The organism is Bauldia litoralis (genome assembly GCF_900104485.1).
Classification (GTDB): domain Bacteria; phylum Pseudomonadota; class Alphaproteobacteria; order Rhizobiales; family Kaistiaceae; genus Bauldia; species Bauldia litoralis.
Map to the genome: position 1 here is coordinate 25,701 of NZ_FMXQ01000014.1, position 21,103 is coordinate 46,803.

Annotated in this window: 17 protein-coding genes and 1 pseudogene; 12 read left to right on the plus strand and 6 right to left on the minus strand. The window is 63.0% G+C overall.

Annotated features, from left to right (window positions below):
- Positions 1 to 130 precede the first annotated feature (130 nt).
- The 6 genes and pseudogenes from BLT60_RS24870 to BLT60_RS23085 all read right to left on the minus strand — a co-directional run.
- A pseudogene (locus tag BLT60_RS24870) lies at positions 131 to 259 on the minus strand (recombinase family protein); the annotation flags it as partial.
- 114 nt (positions 260 to 373) lie between these two features.
- A complete protein-coding gene (locus BLT60_RS23065) occupies positions 374 to 1,450 on the minus strand; it encodes an ABC transporter permease (RefSeq protein WP_175478604.1) in 1,077 nt (358 codons plus the stop codon).
- Positions 1,447 to 3,048 (minus strand): sugar ABC transporter ATP-binding protein, encoded by a 1,602-nt coding sequence (locus BLT60_RS23070; protein ID WP_244521410.1) that lies wholly within the window; start codon positions 3,046 to 3,048, stop codon positions 1,447 to 1,449. Before BLT60_RS23070 ends, BLT60_RS23065 begins: the two co-directional genes overlap by 4 nt.
- Positions 3,045 to 3,725 carry a DUF2291 family protein gene (locus tag BLT60_RS23075; protein WP_244521411.1) on the minus strand — a complete coding sequence of 227 codons (681 nt, stop codon included), beginning with the start codon at positions 3,723 to 3,725 and terminating at the stop codon, positions 3,045 to 3,047. Before BLT60_RS23075 ends, BLT60_RS23070 begins: the two co-directional genes overlap by 4 nt.
- Positions 3,726 to 3,829: 104 nt before the next feature.
- On the minus strand, positions 3,830 to 4,771 hold the full coding sequence (locus tag BLT60_RS23080) for a D-ribose ABC transporter substrate-binding protein (RefSeq protein ID WP_090881020.1): 942 nt from the start codon (positions 4,769 to 4,771) through the stop codon (positions 3,830 to 3,832).
- A gap of 266 nt (positions 4,772 to 5,037) precedes the next feature.
- Positions 5,038 to 5,958, minus strand: a complete 921-nt coding sequence (locus tag BLT60_RS23085) for a DeoR/GlpR family DNA-binding transcription regulator (protein WP_175478605.1) — start codon at positions 5,956 to 5,958, stop codon at positions 5,038 to 5,040.
- A 216-nt stretch (positions 5,959 to 6,174) separates the two neighbouring features.
- On the opposite strand from BLT60_RS23085, the gene BLT60_RS23090 reads away from it, so the two are divergent.
- The 12 genes from BLT60_RS23090 to BLT60_RS23145 all read left to right on the plus strand — a co-directional run bounded on the left by BLT60_RS23090 (position 6,175) and on the right by BLT60_RS23145 (position 21,075).
- Complete coding sequence (locus BLT60_RS23090; RefSeq protein ID WP_210185671.1) at positions 6,175 to 7,647, plus strand: L-fucose/L-arabinose isomerase family protein; 1,473 nt, start codon at positions 6,175 to 6,177, stop codon at positions 7,645 to 7,647.
- Positions 7,648 to 7,759: 112 nt separating this feature from the next.
- Positions 7,760 to 8,515: a transketolase gene (locus BLT60_RS23095; protein WP_090881083.1), complete on the plus strand. Its 756-nt coding sequence runs from the start codon at positions 7,760 to 7,762 to the stop codon at positions 8,513 to 8,515.
- Complete coding sequence (locus tag BLT60_RS23100; protein WP_090881023.1) at positions 8,512 to 9,468, plus strand: transketolase family protein; 957 nt, start codon at positions 8,512 to 8,514, stop codon at positions 9,466 to 9,468. The genes BLT60_RS23095 and BLT60_RS23100 overlap by 4 nt, the downstream gene beginning before the upstream one ends.
- A gap of 2 nt (positions 9,469 to 9,470) precedes the next feature.
- Positions 9,471 to 10,934, plus strand: coding sequence for an FGGY-family carbohydrate kinase (locus BLT60_RS23105; RefSeq protein ID WP_090881026.1), 1,464 nt, complete (start codon positions 9,471 to 9,473; stop codon positions 10,932 to 10,934).
- A 97-nt stretch (positions 10,935 to 11,031) separates the two neighbouring features.
- A complete protein-coding gene (locus BLT60_RS23110) occupies positions 11,032 to 11,985 on the plus strand; it encodes a substrate-binding domain-containing protein (RefSeq protein ID WP_090881028.1) in 954 nt (317 codons plus the stop codon).
- 61 nt (positions 11,986 to 12,046) lie between these two features.
- Positions 12,047 to 13,528, plus strand: coding sequence for a sugar ABC transporter ATP-binding protein (locus tag BLT60_RS23115; protein WP_090881031.1), 1,482 nt, complete (start codon positions 12,047 to 12,049; stop codon positions 13,526 to 13,528).
- Between the two features lie 25 nt (positions 13,529 to 13,553).
- The gene (locus BLT60_RS23120) at positions 13,554 to 14,534 is read left to right on the plus strand and encodes an ABC transporter permease (protein ID WP_090881034.1); all 981 of its coding nucleotides are present in this window, start codon (positions 13,554 to 13,556) and stop codon (positions 14,532 to 14,534) included.
- Between the two features lie 887 nt (positions 14,535 to 15,421).
- Positions 15,422 to 16,345, plus strand: a complete 924-nt coding sequence (locus BLT60_RS23125; protein WP_090881037.1) for an ArsR/SmtB family transcription factor — start codon at positions 15,422 to 15,424, stop codon at positions 16,343 to 16,345.
- Positions 16,346 to 16,454: 109 nt separating this feature from the next.
- Entirely contained in the window at positions 16,455 to 17,963 is a 1,509-nt protein-coding gene (arfA, locus tag BLT60_RS23130; protein WP_090881039.1) for an arabinosylfuranosidase ArfA, read from the plus strand.
- A 49-nt stretch (positions 17,964 to 18,012) separates the two neighbouring features.
- Positions 18,013 to 19,290: an extracellular solute-binding protein gene (locus tag BLT60_RS23135; protein WP_090881042.1), complete on the plus strand. Its 1,278-nt coding sequence runs from the start codon at positions 18,013 to 18,015 to the stop codon at positions 19,288 to 19,290.
- A gap of 61 nt (positions 19,291 to 19,351) precedes the next feature.
- Positions 19,352 to 20,236: a carbohydrate ABC transporter permease gene (locus tag BLT60_RS23140; RefSeq protein ID WP_211200086.1), complete on the plus strand. Its 885-nt coding sequence runs from the start codon at positions 19,352 to 19,354 to the stop codon at positions 20,234 to 20,236.
- Positions 20,233 to 21,075 (plus strand): carbohydrate ABC transporter permease, encoded by an 843-nt coding sequence (locus BLT60_RS23145; protein WP_090881045.1) that lies wholly within the window; start codon positions 20,233 to 20,235, stop codon positions 21,073 to 21,075. Before BLT60_RS23140 ends, BLT60_RS23145 begins: the two co-directional genes overlap by 4 nt.
- Positions 21,076 to 21,103: the final 28 nt, after the last annotated feature.

Here is a 21,103-nt window from a genome sequence, read left to right on the forward strand (position 1 = left end):
ATCGCCTCTCGCAATCTTCTCCTCGCGATGAGCCGATCGAACTGGCGACGGGGAGTGGTCTTGCCGCCATGGAGCGACCGAAAGCGCCCGCACCGGGTGGAGGTCCGTTGCGGCGTGCGCACGCTGGATGCAACCGAGTCGCGCCAAGTCCGGCAATGAAGGCCACGTCACGGGAGAGACGATCGAGCTTCGCGACGATGACCGGGCACTTGGCAGCTTTGCCAGCTACGAGGGCGGCTGCCAGCTGTGGTCGCCGGTCCGTCTCTGGCGAAATGGCTACTTCTGCGGCTGCCCACTCCGGCACTCACGGTCTCGCCGGGCGAAGTACTGAACTGCGCCCGCTCCGACCACACGGCCAGGCATCCGCGCTTGGTTAGGTTTCCGATGCCATCTGGCGTAGGACCACCCGATGCTGCAGTCGGCGTTGTGCCTGGTCGACAACGACCGCGGCGATGATCACCAGGCCCTTGATGACGATCTGCCAGAAGGAGCTCACCCCCATCATCACAAGGCCGTCTGACAGGATGCCGATGACGAAGGCGCCGACGATGGTGCCGCCGATCGTGCCGTGCCCGCCCGACATCGAGGTGCCACCGAGCACCGCCGCGGCGATGGCGTTGAGCTCGAAGGTCTCGCCGGTCGCCGGATGGGCTGCCATCAGTTGCGAGGCGATGATCAGCCCGACGATCGCCGCGCAGAAGCCGGAGAACATGTAGACGAACATCTTCACGCGATCGACGCGGATGCCGGACAGGGCGGCCGCCGACTCGTTGCCGCCGACGGCGAAGATGTGCCGCCCGACCGGCGTGCGCTTGGCGATATAGGCGGCGGCGAGCGCCACGGCGATCAGGATCCAGATGGTCAGCGGCAGCCCGAGGAAACTGCCGGAGCCTATGATAGCGAAGCCCTCCGTTCCGTGCTCGGGATTGCCGACAAGGTTGGGGAAGGTCCGGCCCTGCGACAGGAGAAGCGCCAGCCCGCGCATGACATAGAGTGTGCCGAGCGTTGCGATGAAGGGGGCGACCCCCAGCCTGGTTATCAGCACCCCGTTTATCGCGCCGATAAAGATGCCGAGGGCCAGCGTGATGAGGATGATTTCCGGGACGTTGAAATAGAGCGTGTAGGCGAAGCCGAGGAAATCGAGGTTGACACCGTTGAGGATCAACCCGCCGGCCACCATGCCGCACAACCCGACGATCGAGCCGACCGAAAGGTCGATGCCGCCAGTAATGATGACGAAGGTCATGCCGATCGCCAGGAAGGCGTTCAGCGCGACGTGCTTCGACATCAGGATCAGGTTCGCGGTCGACAGGAAATTCGGCGCGGCCAGCGAGAAGAAGATCAGCACGGCGAACAGGGCGATGAATGTTCGCAGCCGCATCACGTTGAGAGCGAGTGCTGCGCCGCCCCCTCCACCGCCATGCGTCATGTCTTTTACGGCCGTCGTCATGCCGTGGTCTCCAACTCTGCGTTCGGTTCACTGCGCGCCTTGCGATGCCCGACGGCCGCCGCGGCAACCACGGCCTCCTCGGTCGCCTCGGCCTTGTCGATGACGGTGATCAACTTGCCCTTGCTCATCACCGCGATGCGATCGGACAGGGCCATGACCTCCTCGAGATCGGAGGTGACGAAGACGATGCCGATGCCCTCGGCGGCGAGCCGGCGCATGGTGCGAAAGACGTCTGATTTGGCGCCGATGTCGATGCCGCGGCTCGGCTCGTCCATCAAGAGCACCTTGGGCTCGGTCATCAGCGCCTTGGCGATGACGACCTTCTGCTGATTGCCACCCGACAGCGAACTTGCCTGGCGCGCCGGATCGGGCGCCTTGATCGACAGCCTGGTAATGAAGTCGCGAACGGCCGCCAGTTCCTTTGCGATGCGGATATGGGGGCCAAGGCAAAACTGACGGAGGCTGGCCAGGGTCATGTTGGTGCCGATCGGCAGGATCGGCACTAGGCCGTCGCGCTGGCGATCCTCCGGTATGATCGCCAGCCCCTGGTGAATACGCCCGGCGACATCGCGCGCCGTCGACTTCTTGCCGTCGATATAGACGCTGCCCGAAGCGTGCGGGTGGCGGCCCATCACGCATTCGAGAAGCTCCGACCGGCCAGCGCCCATCAGTCCGTAGATGCCGAGGATCTCCCCGGCATGGACGGAAAGCGAGACATGGTCGACCAGGTAGCCGCCGCCGGGACGGGGCAGCGACAGGTTCTCGACACGAAGCCGCTCGGCGCCGCCGCCGGCATGCTTTCCGTCGGCGAAGTCCTTGGCGTCCGAGCCGATCATCTGGCGAACGATCCAGGAGATGTCGATCTTGTCCATGCGCTCGTTGCCGGTGATCCGCCCGTCGCGCAGGACCGTGATGTAGTCGCCGATGCGGATCAGTTCTTCGAGCCGGTGGGAGATGTAGATGATCGCCACGCCGCGCGACTTGAGGTCGGCGATGACGCGGAAGAGGATATCGACCTCGGCCGCGCTGAGCGCCGAGGTCGGCTCATCCATGATCAGGATGCGCGCATCCTGGGCCAGCGCCTTGGCGATCTCGACGATCTGCTGCTGGCCGATCGGCAGATCGGCAACAAGCGCCTTCGGATCGATGTCGTGCTCGAGCTGCTTCATCAGTTCGGCAGCGAGACGTTCCTGCTCCTGATGGCGGACGCCAAGGATCGGGCGCGTGATCTCGCGCGACACGAAGATGTTCTCGGCCACCGACAAGTTGGGAAAGAGATTCATCTCCTGGAAGACGATGCCGATGCCGTGGCGGACCGCATCGGCCGTGCTCGTCAGGGACACGGGCTTGCCATCGACGATGATGCGGCCCTCGGTCGGTCTCTCGACGCCGGCGATGATCTTCATCAGGGTCGACTTGCCGGCGCCGTTCTCGCCGACCAGCACGTTGACCGCGCCGCGCCGGACTTCAAAATCGACCCCGCGCAACGCCATCGTGCCCGGATAGACCTTGGTCACCTTCTCGACGGTAAGGACGATATCCCGATCGGCAGCGGACTCGCCGCTGTCGGCGCCGGATTTGACGGTCCCGGTCGTCACGACGACGGTTCCACGACCGTGATTTCAGCCGCCGTAAAGATCGGCCGATCGTCGGACGGGTCGATCTCGAAGACGCCGAGAACCGAGACCTTGCGGCCGATCAGGCCCTCGCGCGGGAAGGTGTTGAGGACGGTGTCGTTGACCAGCGTGTTCAGCGACTTGCCGAACTTGGCGTAGTCGATCTGGTTGGTGAAGTCGCCGAAGGAAACGAAATCGAGGCTGTCGCGCAGGACCGTGCCACGGATTACCGGCCCGATCTGCACCGTCGCATCGGCCGTCCCGTCGCCGTCTTCGTCGATATCCACCGTGGCGGCCCGCGTGTCGAGCTTGGTCGCGACGATGGTCCCGTCGAGCCTTGCGACGATGGTCCAGGGCTTGCCATCCGGATTCGCCCGGTAGCCGAAGCGCTCACCGGCGGCGTCGGGATCCTCGGCGACGAGCGCGATCACCTCGCCGAAATCGCCGGCCTTGCCGTTGAGATAGGGGATGACCTGCTCGTCCCAGAGATCGGCCGCCATCTTGTCGGAATCGAAGGACTCGTCGTCAAAGAAGATGTCGACGCCATCCGACGTCGTCGCCCCCTCCTCGTTGGCGATGAGCTTGCACCCGGACAGGGATGCCAAGGCTACCATGCCAACGGTCAGGACCGCGACTGTTACGAAACCACGACGGGCCAAGGAGGCCTCCCGATCAAGCGAGATTGCAGACGAAACCATGAGGATGCGGCCGGGCCGGGAAGGCGTGGGAGTATCGCCTGCCCGACCCTCAACCGCGGGCCGGATCAGTTCGTCAGGGCGAACGTTTCCAGCTTGCTGGCGTTGTCTGCGTTGATCAGAACGCAGTCCATCAGCTGCTTCTCCGGCTCGCTGGCCGAACCGTTCTTGATGTAGGCGTCGGCCTGCTCGACTGCGATCTGCGCGATCCCGTAAGCCGGCTGGAGGACCGTCGCCTTGACGCCGCCCGCGATGATCGAGTCGCGCACGTCGTTCGAACCGTCGAAACCGACGACGATGACATCGTCGCGGCCGGCCGCCTCAAGCGCCGCCCAGGCACCCATGGCCATGGTGTCGTTGCCCGAGATCACACCCTTGATGTCCGGGTTGGCCTGGAGGATCGACTCCATCTTCTCGAAGGCTTCGGTCTGGCTCCAGTTGGCGGACTGACGGGCGACCATGTTCAGGTCCGGATACTCGTCGATCACGTCGTGATAGCCCTTGGAGCGGATGCCGGCATTGGTGTCGGATTCCTTGCCGACCAGCTCGACATAGTTGCCTTCCTCACCCATCAGCTTGACGAACTCCTCGGCGCCGAGCTGGGCACCCTGGTAGTTGTTCGACACGATCTGGGCGACAGCGACGCCGGTGGCGTTGATTTCGCGATCGATCAGGAAAGACGGGATTCCGGCGTCCTTCGCCTTCTGGACGGCGGCAACGGTGGCATCTGCGCCGGCGTTGTCGAGGATGATCGCCTTGGCGCCGCGCGCGATGACGCTGTCGATGAGCTCGGACTGCTTGTTGGCGTCGTCGTCATGGACGAGGACGAGGGCCTCGTAACCGAGTTCCTTGGCCTTTGCCTCGGCGCCATCAGCTTCCGCCTTAAAGAAGGGGTTATCGTGCGACGGCGTGATGATCGCGATCAGGTCGGCCGCCTGGGCGATCGATCCCATGCCGAGGGCCATGACGCCGGCCAGACCGGCGGACAGAATTGTGCGTTTCAGTGTCATTTTGGTTCTTCCTCCATGGTGTGCGCGGGAGCGGTGCTCAGGCGCGACTTGCGTTTCTTCCCCGCCGCAAACGATCGAAAGCATTTGTCTTCCGATTTCTTTTGATTTTTTTCCTTTTCTTAGGGTCAACCGTTTGCGTTGTCAATCTGGAGACAATCACGCACGACGCCGGCCTACGGATCGCGTCCGCGCGTCAGACGCGGCCGGATTCCTCGGGAACGACTTCCGCCGTGGCTGACGGAGGAGGCTGAACAATCGAAGGAAGGCTAGGGCTTTGGGCGGCCGGCCCTGCGGTCCTCCGCGGCTGCGCGCGCGGTGAGCACTTTGGCGATAAGGACTTTGATCCCGAGTCGTTCGAAGGCCTGGGCATCGGAATCGCTGATGCCATCGTCGGTAATGAACGAGTGCACCACGTCAAGATTGCCGAGCCGCGTGAAGGACGGGCGATTGATTTTCGACGAGTCGGCAACGAGATAAACGTGCGAAGCCGCCTTGATCATCGCCATTTTGAGCTGCAGGTCGGCGAAACTCGGATAGGTCAGTCCGGTGTCAAGGGCAACACCGGCGGTTGCCAGAAAAAGCTTGCCGGCAAAAATATCGCGAAAATACTCAACTGATCGATCGCCGCTGAGCGACAGCGTCGGCGCCTTGAACTGGCCGCCCGGCATGTGAACCGCGACCGACGGCACGCCGCCGAGCATCAGGGCAATGTTGAGCGCATTGGTGATGACCGTCAGTTCGCGCCGGCCGGCAAGGCGCCGCGCCACTTCCGTGGTGGTCGAGCCAGCATCGAGAATGATCGTCTCCGAGTCGGAGACGAGAGTCGCTGCCAATTGCGCGATCGCGATCTTTTGTTCCATGTTTTCAGAGTGTTGTAAGGAGAGCGTCTCAACCTGATGGGGCACGGTCTTCAGATAAGCACCGCCGTGCTCCCGGGTGATGTGCCCCTCGGCATCGAGCCGCTCGAGATCCTGGCGAATGGTTGCTTCCGAGACGTCGAAAGCCTCGCTGAGGTCGCGGACCCGGGCACTTCCTTCCTCGCGCAGCCAGTCGAGAATACGCATGCGACGCGGCTCGGCGAGCAGCGATCGCTTTTCGTCGCGACCGCGCGATCCCGGGCGGCGCCCGCCCGCGCGCGGCGCAGCAGTTGCGTCTTCTTGCACCTCACCTCGAGTCGACTGGGTCATTGCAGCTCCGTCTGCCGAATCTTCGCGTGTGATGGAAAACCTTGGCCGTAACACCATTCGCGGCCGCGGAACATAGCGAATGCCTCACTGATCGGAGGTTCGTCGCCCAAGTTTGCCGCGGACAACCCGACCGACGCGAGCGTAGAGAATTGACTATTCGAATGCAAACGTGCTTATTCGAAAAAAATCGAAAGAAATTGCGTTCGGGAGGAACCGTTGCCGCGCATTATCGACAAAACCATGACGCTCGGCGTGGCTATCGGCGGGCGCGCCTTTTTCAACGGTGCACCGGCGCTGACCAGTCGCGAGGAAATCGTCGCCCAGTTTACCGCCCTCGGTCTCAAGCTGCTGATCCTGCCCGCCGAGGCGACCAAGGACGGCGCGGTGCAATCGCGCGAAGACGCGCAACTTTATGCCAATTTCTTTCGCGCCCACCGCGACGAGATCGACGGCCTGGTCGTCCTCCTGCCGAATTTCGGTGACGAGATCGCCATAGCAGAATTGGTCAACATGGCCAGGCTCGACGTGCCGATCCTGCTTCAGGCGTCGAATGACGAGATCGACAAGGTCGACGTCCGTTCCCGGCGCGACGCCTTCTGCGGGAAAATCTCGGTCTCCAACAACTTCTATCAGTATGGTGTCCCCTTCACCGACACGAGCCTCCACACCTGCGACGTGGGGAGCGACCTCTTCCGCGGCGACCTCGACCGCTTCGCCCGCGTCTGCCGCACGGTGCGCGGATTGCGCAACGGCCGGATCGGCGCCATCGGCGCCCGCACCGGCGCGTTCCAGACCATGCGCTACTCGGAGAAACTGCTGCAGGCCACCGGCCTGACCGTGGTGACGGTCGATCTCTCCGAGATCATCGGCACGGCCAAGGGGATTTCCGACGACGATCCGGCGCTCAAGCGCAAGCTCGAAGAGGTGATGGCCTACGGCACGATCCCCAGCCACATCGATCGCGGCAACATCACCAAGCAGGCGAAGTGGGGGCTGGCGGTCGACGGATGGATCGAGGCCAATGGCTGCGATGCCAGCTCCATCCAGTGCTGGTCGTCGCTGCAGGAAAATTTCGGCTGCGCCACCTGCCTCACCATGTCGATGATGGGCGAGAAGCTGATGCCGTCGGCCTGCGAGGTCGACGTGATGGGCGCGGTGTCGATGTACGCGCTGGCGCTGGCCTCCGGCGCGCCACCCGCCATCCTCGACTGGAACAACAATTACGGCGACGCGGCCGATCTCTGCGTCTGCACCCATTGCGGCAACTTCCCGAAGAGCTTCATCGGCGCGGAACCGGAAATCTCGAACCTCGATGTTCTCGGAACCGTGCTCGGCCAGGACCGCTGCTTCGGCGCGGTCAAAGGCAAGGTGAAGGCCGGACCGATGACCTTCTTCCGGTTCTCCTCCGACGATCGCGCCGGGACGCTCAAGGCCTATGTCGGCGAGGGCGATTTCACCGACGACCCGTTTGCGATGGACGGCGGCATCGCCGTCACCCGGGTCGGAAGGCTGCGCGACCTGCTTGGCTTCATCGTCCGCAACGGCTTCGAGCATCACGTCGCGATGGTGCGCGGCAACCACGCCGGCATCGTCCACGAGGCGGTCACCCGCTACCTCGACCTGCCGATCTACCACCACGAGGCGAACCCGGCCTACACCGGGGTGCCTGCCCAGGGATTTCGTCTTTGAACACCAAGAGATGCTCCGTCATCGCGAGGATAGCCAGTTGTTGAGCCGACCCGACTCATCCATCGACCTCATCCGTGAGAAGGCCAGGCTGATCCGCCGCGCCGCGCTCACGATGGACTTCAATGCGCAACTCGGTCATCCCGGCGGCGACATGTCGGTCAGCGACATCCTCGCCGCGCTGTATTTCGGCGTGTTGCGCTACGACCCGGCCAATCCGACCGCGCCCGACCGCGATCGCTTCGTGATGAGCAAGGGGCATTGCACCGGCGCCTTCTACGCGGCTCTGGCGGAAGCCGGCTTCATCCCCTCGAGTGAACTCGAGACCTATATGGGGCCGCTGTCGCGGCTCAACGGCCACCCCAACCGCAACCATGTGCCGGGGGTCGAGACCAATACCGGACCGCTCGGCCATGGCCTGCCGGTCGCCGTCGGCATTACCGTCGCCGGGCAGATTAGCGGCGCCGACTACCGCGTCTTCGTCGTCACCGGCGACGGCGAATTGCAGGAAGGCAGCAACTGGGAGGCGGCGATGTTCGCCGGCCATCGTCAGGCGCGCAACCTGACGGTGATCGTCGACCGCAACCGTCTGCAGCAGGGCGCCGGCACCGAGGAAACCAACCGGCTGGATCCGCTGGACGACAAGTGGCGGGCCTTTGGCTGGGACGTCGCCGAAGTCGACGGCCACGACCATGCCACGCTGCTCCAGGTGCTCGGCGAACCGACTGCCGGCCGCGACAAGCCGCTCTGCGTCATCGCCAACACGATCAAGGGTCGCGGCGTCTCCTTCATGGAAGGGGAAGTGAGCTGGCACCACGGCGTCCTCAACCAGCAGCACTATGACACCGCAATGGCGGAGCTTGCCGCATGAGCGCGCCCTCGACCCCACCCGGCGCTTTCGACTGCCGCAATGCCTTCGCCGAGACGCTGGAGGCGCTCGCGGCCGACGACCCGCGGATCGTCACCGTCGTCAATGACAGCGTCGGCTCGTCGAAGCTTGGCGGCTTCAAGAAGAAGTTTCCCGAGCGGACCATCAATGTCGGCATCGCCGAACAGAATTTGGTCGGCGTCGGGGCCGGGCTTGCCAATGGCGGCCAGATCCCCTTCGTCAGTGCAGCCTCATGCTTCCTGACGGCGCGGGCGATGGAGCAGATCAAGGCCGACGTCTCCTATTCCAACGTCAACGTGAAGCTCATCGGCCAGTCCGCCGGCATCGCATACGGCGAACTCGGCCCGACGCATCACTCGATCGAGGACGTCGCCTGGCTGCGGCTCCTGCCCAATCTCGCCATCGTCGTGCCGTCCGACCCCTGGGAAACTGCCGAGGCGGTCAAGGCGGCCGCCGCCCATGACGGCCCGATCTTCGTCCGGGTCAGCCGCTTCCCGGTGCCTGCGATCCCACGCCCCGACGGGGCCAGCTTCAAGCTCGGCAAGGCCGAAACCTTGCGGGAGGGAAGCGACGCGGCGATCATCGCCAACGGCGTCATGCTTCATCGCGCGCTGGACGCGGCCAGTCAGCTTGCCGAAGACGGCATCAACGTCCGCGTCGTCAACATGGCGTCGATCGCACCACTCGACGAGGAAGCGATCCGCTCGGCCGCCGAGACAGGCGCGGTGGTGACGGTCGAGGAGGGCTCGGTCCGTGGCGGGCTCGGCGGCGCGGTTGCCGAGGTGATGTCGACCTCGCGACCGGCGCATCTGCGGGTCCTCGGCTTCCCCGGTTTCGTGCCGACCGGCACCGTTGACTTCCTGTTCGAGCATTTCGGGCTTACCGCCGACGGCATCGCCGCGGCCGTTCGCGACGTCACCGCGGCGGGCAGCTGACGATGCCCGACCTCCTGCTTGCCATCGACCAGGGGACGAGTTCAACCAAGTGCCTGCTCGTCGATGGCGCGGGTCAGGTGGTGGCAAACGGCTCGGCGTCGCTCGGCGAAAGCCATCCGGCGCCAGGCTGGGTGGATCAGGACCCCGACGAGCTGTGGGCGAGTGTCCGTGGCGCCGTCGCCGACTGCCTGGATGGCCAGGACGCGAAGTCGGTGGTCGGCATCGCGATCAGCAGCCAGCGCGAATCCTGCGTGATCTGGGATCGGGGGACTGGCGCGGCGCTGACGCCGATGCTGTCCTGGCAGGACCAGCGCACCACGTCGCTCTGCGACCGGATCCGGGACGGCGGCGACGCGTCGCTTGTCCGCGACCGGAGCGGCCTGCCGCTCGATCCGATGTTCTCGGCGGCCAAGGCGCGCTGGCTCCTCGACGAATTGCCCGGCGGACAGCAACGCGCCGACCGGGGCGAGATCTGCATCGGTACTGTCGATGCATGGCTTCTCAGCCGCTTTGGCGGCGAAGCGGTGATCGAGGCCGGCAATGCCTCGCGGACCCAGCTCCTCAATACCCGGGCAGCGGCCTGGGACAGCGACCTGCTCGACCTCTTCGGTATTCCCGAAGCCGCCCTGCCCCGCGTCGTCCCGTCCATCGGCCCCTTCCCGACAGTCCGCGACCTCGCGCCGCTTGCCGATGGCGTTCCAGTGCTTGCGGTCATGGGCGATTCCCACGCGGCCCTGTTCGGTCACGGCGCGTTCAAGCCGGGCGACATCAAGGCGACCTATGGCACCGGCTCCTCGGTCATGGGCCTGATCGACGACGTCAGTCGCCTCGATCCGGGCCTGTGCCTCACCATTGCCTGGTCGATCGACCAACCGGCCTTTGCCGCCGAAGGCAATATCCGCGCGACCGGGGCAACGCTTCGCTGGCTGGCGGATGTCTTCGGCATCTCCTCGGCCGAGTTGGCCGACCTCGCGGCCACGGCCGACAGCCATGGCGTCTCCCTCGTCCCGGCCTTTAACGGCCTTGGCGCACCCTGGTGGGACACCGATGCCGTCGGCCTTCTCGACGGGCTGACACTGGCGACATCGAAGCCGACGATTGCGCGCGCGGCGCTGGAATCCATCCCGCAACAGATCACGGATGTACTCGAAGCCATCGACAGGAGCGTCGGCCGCGTCCGGGAGCTCTTCGTCGATGGTGGTCCGACCCGCAACGACATGCTCATGCAGATCCAGGCGGACCTGGCCGGGCGGCGGGTGGTTCGGTCGGAGACGGCCGAACTGTCGGCGCTCGGCGTGGCCCATCTCGCCGGCCTGCGAGCCGGACTGTGGTCGTGGAAGCAACTCGCCGGTTTCAACCGGGACGGGACGACTTTCGCGCCCCAGGCAAGCGACGACGCACGCCATACCGCCCGAACCCATTGGGGTGCGGCGGTCGCCCGGGCGCGGTATCGCCCGAGGACGTAGCAGGCATGACACACGCAAGAGGGAGGACGAAGAAGGATCAGAGGAAAGACCAAGCAAGAAAACGTTCCAAAGGTTCACAATAACTAGGGAGATACCCATGACACGTCTGGGGCTTTGTTGTTCAGTCGCCGCCTTCGCGGCATCATCCGTTCTCGCAGGCGGCGCGTTCGCTTTCGACCAGGGCGATCTCATCAAACCGGTTGACAAGCAGACCATCGTCTTCATTCCGAAGGTCATCCACCCTTGGTATGAGGTGGTTGCCGCCGGTGCCGACGCCGCGGTTGCGGAACTCAAGACCCAGGGCATCGACGTCGAGGTCATCTGGGATTCGCCGCCGCAGGCCGACGTCGCCGACCACAACCGCCGCATCGAAACCAATATCGGCCGTCACCCCGATGGTCTGGCAGTCTCATGCCTTGATGCGTCGACCAACAACCAGTTGCTGGGTGAAGCGGTTACGGCCGGCATCAACGTGATTACGTTCGACACGTTCTGCTCCGACGACTTCAACTTCGTTGGTCATAAGGGCGACGCCCAGGATGGTGCCGACCTGGCGGACTTCCTTGCCGAGAAAATCGGTGAATCCGGCAAAGTTGGTATCCTCTCTGGCAGCCTTACCGCCGCCAATCACGTGGCGCGGGTCGCCGGCTTTAAGGAAGCCATCGCCAAGTATCCGGATATCGAGATTGTTTTCGAGCAGCCCGACGATGACAGCCTGGAGAAGGCCGTCAGCCTCACCGAGAATGCGCTCCAAGCCAACCCAGATCTGAAGGGCATTTTCGGCTCGAACGCGTCGAATCCAATTGGGGCCGCCCGGGCTGTGGTCAATGCGGGCAAGGCAGGCGAGGTGGTCATCGTCGGCATGGACGACCTTCCCGAGACCCTGCAGTTCATCCGCGATGACGTCATCGCCGGGGTGAAAGCGCAGCGGCAATGGGAGATCGGCTACTGGGTGGTGAAGTATCTGGTCGCGGCGAACCAGAACCACACGACTCCGCATTCCCATGCGACTGGCTCGACGATCCTGACCAAGGATCTCATCGGCAATTGATCCGACCGAGGCAGAACCCACAGCGCGGCGCCTCCGGGCGCCGCGTCCTTTGGGGTTTACAATGACCAATCCCATCTTCTCGGCCGAGAAAGTGTCGAAGAGTTTCGGCGTCGTCCAGGCGCTCTCCGACGTATCCGTCGACTTGCGGCGTGGTGAGATCCACGCCGTCATTGGCGAGAACGGCGCCGGAAAGTCGACGCTCATGAATGTCGTCTGCGGTAAGCTGCTGCCGACCTCCGGTGCGCTCTATCGCCAGGGTAAGCCCGTCGTTTTCCATACGCCGCTCGACGCCCAGAAGAACGGCATCGCCATCGCGCCGCAAGAAGTCAGCCTGGTCCCTGGCCTGTCCGTCGCCGAGAATATCCTGCTCGGTGCCCAGGAGGGCGCGGGCGCCGCGATCAACTGGCGGCGGACCCGCGAGACAGCGGCCGGACACCTCGCCCTTATTGACGAGACGATCGACCTCGACGAACAGGCCGGACGACTCAGCAAGGCGCAGCAGCAACTCGTGCAGATCGCGCGCGCGGCAGCGACGTCGGCCGAGATCATGATTTTCGACGAACCAACGGCGGCGCTCACCTCGCGCGAGACCGGCCGCTTTTTCGATTACGTCCGGGGCTTTCGCGAACGCGGCGGCTCGGTCTTCTACATCTCCCACCGCCTCGACGAGATCCTCGAACTCGCCGACCGCATCACCGTGCTGCGCGATGGTTGCTTTGTCGCGGAGCTCGATCCGAAGACGACCACAAAGGACGAGATGGTCCGCCATATGGCAGGCCGCACAGTGCAGGCGCAGGCGCGGACGTCCAACGCGACGAATGCCGAGGTCGTCTTGTCGGTGCGCCACCTCTCGCGACCCGGCGAGTTCGAGGACGTCAGCTTCGACCTCCATCGGGGCGAAATTCTCGGTGTCGCCGGCCTGATCGGCGCCGGTCGAACCGAGCTCGGCAAATGCCTGTTCGGCGTCACCGCCGCCCGTGCCGGCGAGATCGAGATATTCGGTGAGCGGGCTAGGATCAGCCACCCGGCAGACGCCATTGGCCGCAGCCTTGTCTACCTACCGGAGGAGCGCAAGCAGGAAGGCATCTTCCCGCTGCTCAGCATCACCGAGAATATGACGATTTCGGCGATGGACCGCTTTAAGTCGCTTCTCGGCCTGCGCTTCAACGACATGGTGCGGGAAGTCGACACCTATATCGACCGGGTGCGGATCAAGCTCGGATCGCCGAGCGATCCGATCACCAGCCTCAGCGGCGGCAACCAGCAAAAGGTGATCCTCGCCCGCTGGCTGATGAAAGAGAGCCGCATTCTAATCCTCGACGAGCCGACGCGCGGCATCGACGTCAACGCCAAGGTCGACATTCAGTCCCAGCTGCGAACGCTGGCCGGCGCAGGATTGTCGATCATCTACATCTCGTCGGAACTGCAGGAGGTGATCGACGTGTCCGATCGCGTCCTCGTCATGCACGAGGGTCACGTCAAGGGCATCTCGCCGGCCGGCACGGCAACCCAGGAATCGCTCCTCGCAACGGCGATGAGCTGAAACCTCTGAGGATGGAGTAGGAATAATGGTTGAGGCAGGGGCGCAACAAGGCCGCGAAAGCGGCCTGACGCAGGGCATAGCACGGCTCCGCAAATGGGACGGGATCGGCATCCTGATCGCGCTGTTGATCCTGACGGCGGCGCTGTCCGTCGCGACTCCGGCCTTCCTCTCCCAATACAATCTCAGCGTCGTCGCCCGTCAGGCGTCCTTCGTCGGGCTGATCGCGCTCGGCCAAACACTGGTGCTGCTGATCGGCGGCATCGACCTGTCGGTCGGCGCCGCCGCCGGGCTTTCGGCGATCTTCGGTTCGCTGCTGCTCACCCAGACCGGCATCGATCCCTATATGGTGGTTCCGATCACGATGCTGTTCGGCCTCTTGCTCGGCTGCATCAACGGCTTCTTCGTCGCCCGCCTCGGGCTGAACCCTTTCATTGTCACGCTGGCATCCTGGGAGATTTTCGCCGGCTTGACCCTCGTCATCACCAAGGGCTATCCGATCCGCCCGCTCGGCGAAGCGTTCCGGTTCTTCGGGGCTGGCAGCATGTTCGGCGTTCCGGTGCCCGTGGTCATCTTCCTCGCCTGCGGAGCGATCCTCACTTACGTCCTCAACCGTACCCGGTTCGGCCGCAACATCTACGCAATTGGCGGCAACCGGGAAGCAGCGGCGCTGGTCGGCATCCGGGTTTGGCGGGTCGAGTTGATCGTGTTCGGTCTGGCCGGGATGTTTGCGGCGCTTGCTGGCATCCTCTATGCGAGCCGGATGGATTCCGGACAGCCTTCTGTCGGCGAGGGATGGCTGATGGGCGCGATCACCGCGGCGATCATCGGCGGCACCAGCCTTCGCGGCGGACAGGGAACAATTCCCGGTACGATCCTCGGCGCCCTGCTGATGGCAGTTCTCGCCAACGGCATCGTTTTGCTCAACGTCTCTGGCTACTGGGAACGCGTCATCATCGGCTTGGTGGTGCTGATCGCCGTCTTGGTGGATCTGGTCCGTCGTCGATAATCACACTGAGGGCAGGTCGGTCTCAATCGACGAGGATCATATCGTTCGATACGCGCCACTTGCCGCTGCGAGAAGCTTGAATTCCGCAGTTGTTAAACGCCGCCGCAAAGCCGAGCGGGTCCCGGGTGCGAGGGCGGCTTTCGTCCGCTCCGAGAGTCCCCACCACCCCTTCGCAGCGAGAGCGACGTATAGGTGAAGCGTGGCGTCGCCTGGACGACCTGGACGTAGCTGGCGAACGCTCCGGCCAAACTTCCCGTCTATAAAAATGACGCGTCTCCGCAGGCGGCGAGTCGGTCGACGAGGTTCTTCACGTTCGACACGTGCCATTGCCCCCCACGAGTCGTCATTAGCGGTGCGAGATGACCGAGAGGCTTCTCCAGCCCGGGGGTCGCCGAGCGAAGAATTGGTCGTCCTTGCTAGAAACCGTCAGTCTACACGGGGTATTTGAGCGGGCGCACGGATCGGCTTGGGCTCTGGACCATCGCAGTATCGCGATCAGTGAAATCTCTCGTGTAGACGGCTGGTTCTCGGGAAGGATGCCGGCTCCGCACCGATCCGTCGGAGTCCGCATTGTGCTGATAAGCAGCCATATTTTGTTGGCGTTGGCATTCTTGCTATTCGCCAACTGCGGACGCAGGCGCGAGGTCCGCTCTCGGCCCTATGCCGCCGTTGAAACGCTGGGCTAGGAATGACCGCTTTTGACAGATTTTGTTGAAGAGTCGGAAGCGGCGCTGAACTTCGATCAGGGTGCATTCCCGTCCGGGAAGACACCTTCGCCTTCTCAACCCGCGTCTTGTGGACAGGATTTACGTCAGGCGGACTCCCGGAGCTTTATTCATATCAGACATGCTGATATACGACTATGTCATCTTTCAAACGGACGCAACATGAGCGGAAAAGTACTTGTAATCGATCCATCGAAGCGGCCGGACCTTATGCGAGGGCTCGCGAGCGAGGTGCGTGTCGCGATCCTCAAGCTCCTTCGGGACGGCGAGGAAAAGAACGTCAATCAAATCGCCGAGCGACTGGGACTTCCCCAATCCACCGTCTCCTCCAACCTGCAGGTACTGGAAGATACCGGCCTCATCACGACCGAGAGCCGCAAGGCGCGCAAGGGTAGCCAGAAGGTCTGTCGGACGGCCTTTTCGGAAATCCTGGTGGGATTTCGCGACGATCTTCCGCAGGCCGGGGACGGAACGATCGAGGTTTCGATGCCGCTCGGCCTCTATACGACTTGCGAGGTCACGGGACCCTGCGGGCTTTGCTCGGCGGACGGCGTCATCGGCCTGCTCGACGTGCCCAACACATTCCTCGAACCGGATCGCATGAAAGCCGGGCTGCTGTGGTTTACCAGGGGCTATGTCGAATACCAGTTTCCCAACAATACAAAGCTCAATCGAACGAAACCGACAGCGCTGGAATTCTCCATGGAACTGAGTTCCGAGGTGCCCGGCACCGCGACCGACTGGCCGTCGGATATTTTCCTTCAGGTGAACGGTGTCGATATCGGGACATGGACCTCGCCGGGCGACTTCGGAGACAAGCGAGGCGTCTTTACGCCTGACTGGTGGAAGCTTGCCGGGTCGCAATACGGCAAACTGAAGAACTGGCGGGTCAACGGCAGCGGCAGCTTCATCGACGGCATGCGGATTTCCGACGTGACCCTCGATGACCTGAAGATCGACCAGCACCATTCCATTCGCATGCGCATCGGCGTGAAACAGGATGCCGAGCATCCTGGCGGAATGAACATTTTCGGCAAGGGATTCGGCAATTACGATCAGGACATCGTACTGCGCATCGCAACCTGATCAGCCTGAGCCAGCAAGAGTCGCTTGACGAACCGCGCGTCCTGACCCTTATTATAACGTCAAGTCCGGTATAAACCGGAAAAGATGTTTTGAACATGGGAGGGGCGACGTGGAGGCATCCGTCACAGCGCATGCGCGCTATGTGATCGCCGATATCGACAACCGACTCTACGGATCGTTTCTCGAACATCTGGGCCGCGCCGTCTATACGGGCATCTACGAGCCCGATCACCCGACCGCGGACAAGAACGGCATGCGCCGCGATGTCATCGATCTGGTTCGCGAGCTGGACACGCCCATCTGCCGCTACCCGGGCGGCAATTTTGTTTCCGCCTACAATTGGGAAGATGGCATCGGCCCGAAGGAGATGCGTCCAACCCGGCTGGACCTCGCCTGGCACACATCAGAATCCAACCATGTCGGCATCCACGAGTTCGCCGAGTGGGCGAAAGCCGCCAACACCGAGATGATGCTGGCCGTCAATCTCGGCTCGCGTGGACTGGATGCCGCTCGCAACTTCGTCGAATACGTCAATCACCCCGGCGGCAGCTACTGGTCCGACCTGCGAAAGAAGAACGGCCGGGCGGACCCGTGGGACGTCAAGCTCTGGTGCCTCGGCAACGAGATGGACGGTCCCTGGCAGGTCGGCCACAAGAGTGCCGCCGAGTATGGTCACCTAGCCAACGAGACGGCCAAGGCGCTGCGCGCCTTCGACGACAAGCTCGACCTCGTCGTGTGCGGGTCTTCGCATTCCGACATGGCCACCTACCCGCAGTGGGAAGCGACCGTGCTGGAAAGCACCTACGACCAGGTCGATTACATCTCCCTGCACATGTATTTCGAGAACTACGAGAAAAATACCGCCGAGTATCTCGCGCTGCCGGAGAAGCTCGACCGGTATATCGGTACGGTCGGTGGCGTCATCGACTATGTCAAAGCGAAGCGGCGCGCGACGAACGACGTCAAGATTTCCTTCGACGAATGGAACGTCTGGTATCACGAGCGCAAGAACGACGCGAAACGCATGAAGGAATGGGGCTGGCCCCATGCCCCGGCGCTTCTGGAGGACATCTACAATTTCGAGGATGTGCTTCAGGTGGGCTGCATCCTCAACACCTTCATCCGCCGGTCGGATCTGGTCCGCATCGCGTGCATCGCCCAGCTCGTGAACGTCATCGCGCCGATCATGACAGCGCCGGGCGGCGGCGCGTGGAAGCAGACGATCTACCATCCGTTCCAGTTCGCCTCGCGCTATGGCCGCGGCACCGCGCTTCAGCTCGATGTCGACTGCCCGACCTACGATGCCGACATAGCGCGCGGCGTCAGCTACCTCGACATGGCCGGCGTTCATGACGGTGATGAGGGAACGCTGACCTTCTTCGCCGTGAACCGCAACGGCGCAGAGCCGATGGACATCGACGTCTCCATCGAAGGCTTCGGGGAGGCGAAGTCGGTCGAGCATACCCTGATAAAGCATGCCGATCTCGAGGCCAGGAACACCGAGAGCGTCCCGGACAACGTGAAGCCCGAGCTCGTATCCGGGGCGACGTTGTCCGGCGGCAAGCTCGCGGTGAGCGTGCCTGCGCATTCCTACTCGATGATCAGGGCCCAGCTCTAGGGAGAACTTCACCGCGGTCCACGAGGCCGCACACGCAGGGAGGAAGAAGATGTTGAAGCAGAGCACCTTTGCAAAGATGCTGCTGGCCGCGGCGTTGATGACGACGTCGGCCCAGGCGGAGGAAACCGTCGTCTGGTGGGATTTCCTCGCCGGCGGCGACGGCGTGCGCATGAAGCAGATGATTTCCGATTTCAACGCCGCGCACGAGGGCAAGATCACGATCGACGCCACGACCCTTGAGTGGGGCGTTCCCTTCTACTCCAAGGTGCAGACGTCTGCCGCGGTCGACGAGGCGCCCGATGTCATGACGTATCACGCCAGCCGCATTCCTCTTGCCGTCAAGCAGGGCATCCTGCAGGAGATCACGGCAGGTGACTGGGAGAAAATGGGCCTGTCCGAGGCCGACTATGCGGACGCCACCTGGAATGCCGTCACCATCGACGGCAAGCAATATGCGGTGCCGCTCGATACCCACCCGATCGTTCTCTATTACAACAAGGACGTGTTGGGCGAAGCGGGACTCCTGACCGAGGATGGAACGCCGAAGGGCATGGACAGCCGCGAGGGCTTTACCGCGACCTTGCAAGCGCTGAAGGATGCGGGTTCGGTGAAATTCCCGCTCGGCAGCGTGACCGCGGACGGCAATTTCATGTTCCGCACGATCTATTCGCTGATGGGCCAGCAGGACGGCGAACTGATGACCGATGGCGAGTTCCTGGCCGGCGACAACAAGAAGAAGCTGGAGAACGCGCTCGCCGTTCTTGCCGAATGGACGAACGATGGCTTGCAATCGACCTACACCGACTATCCGGCAACCGTAGCGCTCTTCACGACCGGCGACGCCGCAATGATGGTCAACGGCGTTTGGGAAGTGCCGACCATGGTCGATCTGCACAAGGACGGTAAGCTGTTTGAATGGGGTGCCGTCGAATTGCCGGTGATTTTCGATCACCCGGCAACTTATGCCGACAGCCACGTCTTCGCCATTCCGGCAAACAAGAGCAAGGAAATGACCGCCGAGAAGCGCGATGCCGTGCTCGAGGTCATGAGCTGGATATCGCAGAACTCGCTGTTCTGGGCAACGGCGGGCCACATCCCTGCATACGGTCCGGTCACGGCATCCGACGAGTACAAGGCGATGGAGCCGAACGCGACCTATTCGAGCCTGACCGAGAACATGATCTTCGATCCGAAGTCGCCGCTTGCTGGTGTCGCCGGGCCGATCTTCGATGTCATGTCGACCTATTTCGTGCCGACGCTCAACGGCGAGATGGAGCCGGCCGAGGCCGTCGAGGAAATCGAGTATGAACTGAACGACATGCAGTGACGCACTCCCGCCGGGGCGGCATTCGTGCCGCCCCGAACTCCTCGGCGCAGGGAGAAGTGATTTGATCCGCAATCCGACAAGAGAAGCGCTGGTCGCCTATGTGCTGATCGCCCCGTTCGTCGCTGTCTATGCGCTGATCTTCATCTATCCGATGGCGCAACTCTTCTATCTATCGTTTACCGATGCACCGCTCATCGGCTCCGGCGACTTTGTCGGCGTGGAACACTACGGGAGCCTGCCGAGCGACCGCCGCTTCAATACGGCGATCTGGAACACCGCCTATTTCGTCGCGCTGACGGTGATCCCCGGCACGATCGTCGCGCTGGTCATCTCGCTTGGCGTCAGCCGCCTGTCGGGCCGTCTTCAGTCGCTGGTCCTGGCCCTGTTCTTTCTGCCCTACATCCTGCCGGTCTCGGTGGTCTATCGGCTCTGGGACTGGACGCTGAACTTCCAGTTCGGCATCGCCATGCACGTCTTCGACATGATCGGGATCGACCGGGTGCCGATCTTCAAGGTGACCGGCTGGTTCATGCCCGCTGTCGCCTTCGTGACCATCTGGTGGACGGCGGGCTTCTCGATCCTGCTGTTCCTCGCCGGACTACGCGCCATTCCGAAGGAAATCTACGAGGCGGCCTCGCTGGATAATGCCGGCCGTTGGCGAACCTTCCGCAAGGTGACCTGGCCACTGCTCTGGCCGGTCACCTCGCTGGTGCTGACGATCCAGCTGATCCTGCAGCTGAAGATCTTCGACCAGGTCTACCTGTTCTCGGACGGCGGCAGGCCGAACGACAATCTCGTCATGGTCTACTACATCTTCCAGCGCGCCTTCGAACGCGATCAGGGTGGTCACGCGGCCGCGGCGGCAGTCGTGCTGTTCCTGATCGTGATCGTCGTGTCGGTCCTGAACTTCCAGCTCATGCGTCTTTCGGGGAGCCGGAACAGATGACCCCGGCCTCCGCCCGCCGCTTCAGTGCCATCGGTCTTGCGATCACGCTTGTCACCGTGATCTGCGCCATACTCTGGGCGTTTCCGATCTATTGGGGCATCGTGAGCTCTCTGAAGCCCGACGACGAGGTCGTGCGGGCCTATATCGAACTCTGGCCGGACACGCTGACGTTCGAGCACTACATCTTTGCCCTGACACAGACCCAGATCGGCATCTGGTACATCAACTCGATCGCCACGGCGATCGGCGTCACGGTTCTGACGGTCGGCACCTCGATCTTTGCGGGCTATGCGATCTCGCAACTGCGGTTTCCGCTACGGCGCCCGCTCTGGTGGCTGATCCTCGCCAGCTTCATGGTGCCGACCCAAGTGCTGATCATCAATCACTTCGTCCTGATGGCCAACATGGGTTTGTTGAACACCTGGGCGGGGATCATCCTGCCGCAGTTGATCCATCCGGTCGTCATCATCGTCTACAAGCAGTTCTTCGACCAGGTGCCGCATGATTTCCGCGAGGCGGCGATCCTGGATAACGCGTCCGAATGGCGGATCCTCTTCAAGGTCTACATTCCGATGAACTGGGGGGTGACGACGGCGCTGGCGATCGTGACGTTCATCTGGGCGTGGAACGCGTTTCTTTGGCCCTTCCTCGCGGTCACCAGGACCGACATGATGACCATTACGGTGGGGATCACGCAGACGAACGACAGCTTCGGCGTCTACTATGCGAGCGAACTTGGGGCCGCGGTTCTGGCCGGCTTCCCGGTCGCCTTGGCCTATCTTCTCTTCCAGCGCAGGGTGACCGAAGCGATCACGCTTTCGGCCGGCATCAAGGGCTAGTGACACCGTCGCGATAATGGACCGGCAA

Excerpts from the sequence above, each read along its gene's own strand:
- BLT60_RS23120 (WP_090881034.1), top strand. The coding sequence starts at position 13,554 with ATGGTTGAGGCAGGGGCGCAACAAGGCCGCGAAAGCGGCCTGACGCAG.
- BLT60_RS23145 (WP_090881045.1), top strand. The coding sequence starts at position 20,233 with ATGACCCCGGCCTCCGCCCGCCGCTTCAGTGCCATCGGTCTTGCGATC.
- BLT60_RS23065 (WP_175478604.1), bottom strand. The coding sequence starts at position 1,450 with ATGACGACGGCCGTAAAAGACATGACGCATGGCGGTGGAGGGGGCGGC.
- BLT60_RS23100 (WP_090881023.1), top strand. The coding sequence starts at position 8,512 with ATGAGCGCGCCCTCGACCCCACCCGGCGCTTTCGACTGCCGCAATGCC.
- BLT60_RS23115 (WP_090881031.1), top strand. The coding sequence starts at position 12,047 with ATGACCAATCCCATCTTCTCGGCCGAGAAAGTGTCGAAGAGTTTCGGC.
- BLT60_RS23110 (WP_090881028.1), top strand. The coding sequence starts at position 11,032 with ATGACACGTCTGGGGCTTTGTTGTTCAGTCGCCGCCTTCGCGGCATCA.
- BLT60_RS23095 (WP_090881083.1), top strand. The coding sequence starts at position 7,760 with ATGGACTTCAATGCGCAACTCGGTCATCCCGGCGGCGACATGTCGGTC.
- BLT60_RS23135 (WP_090881042.1), top strand. The coding sequence starts at position 18,013 with ATGTTGAAGCAGAGCACCTTTGCAAAGATGCTGCTGGCCGCGGCGTTG.
- BLT60_RS23085 (WP_175478605.1), bottom strand. The coding sequence starts at position 5,958 with ATGACCCAGTCGACTCGAGGTGAGGTGCAAGAAGACGCAACTGCTGCG.
- BLT60_RS23125 (WP_090881037.1), top strand. The coding sequence starts at position 15,422 with ATGAGCGGAAAAGTACTTGTAATCGATCCATCGAAGCGGCCGGACCTT.
- BLT60_RS23080 (WP_090881020.1), bottom strand. The coding sequence starts at position 4,771 with ATGACACTGAAACGCACAATTCTGTCCGCCGGTCTGGCCGGCGTCATG.
- BLT60_RS23105 (WP_090881026.1), top strand. The coding sequence starts at position 9,471 with ATGCCCGACCTCCTGCTTGCCATCGACCAGGGGACGAGTTCAACCAAG.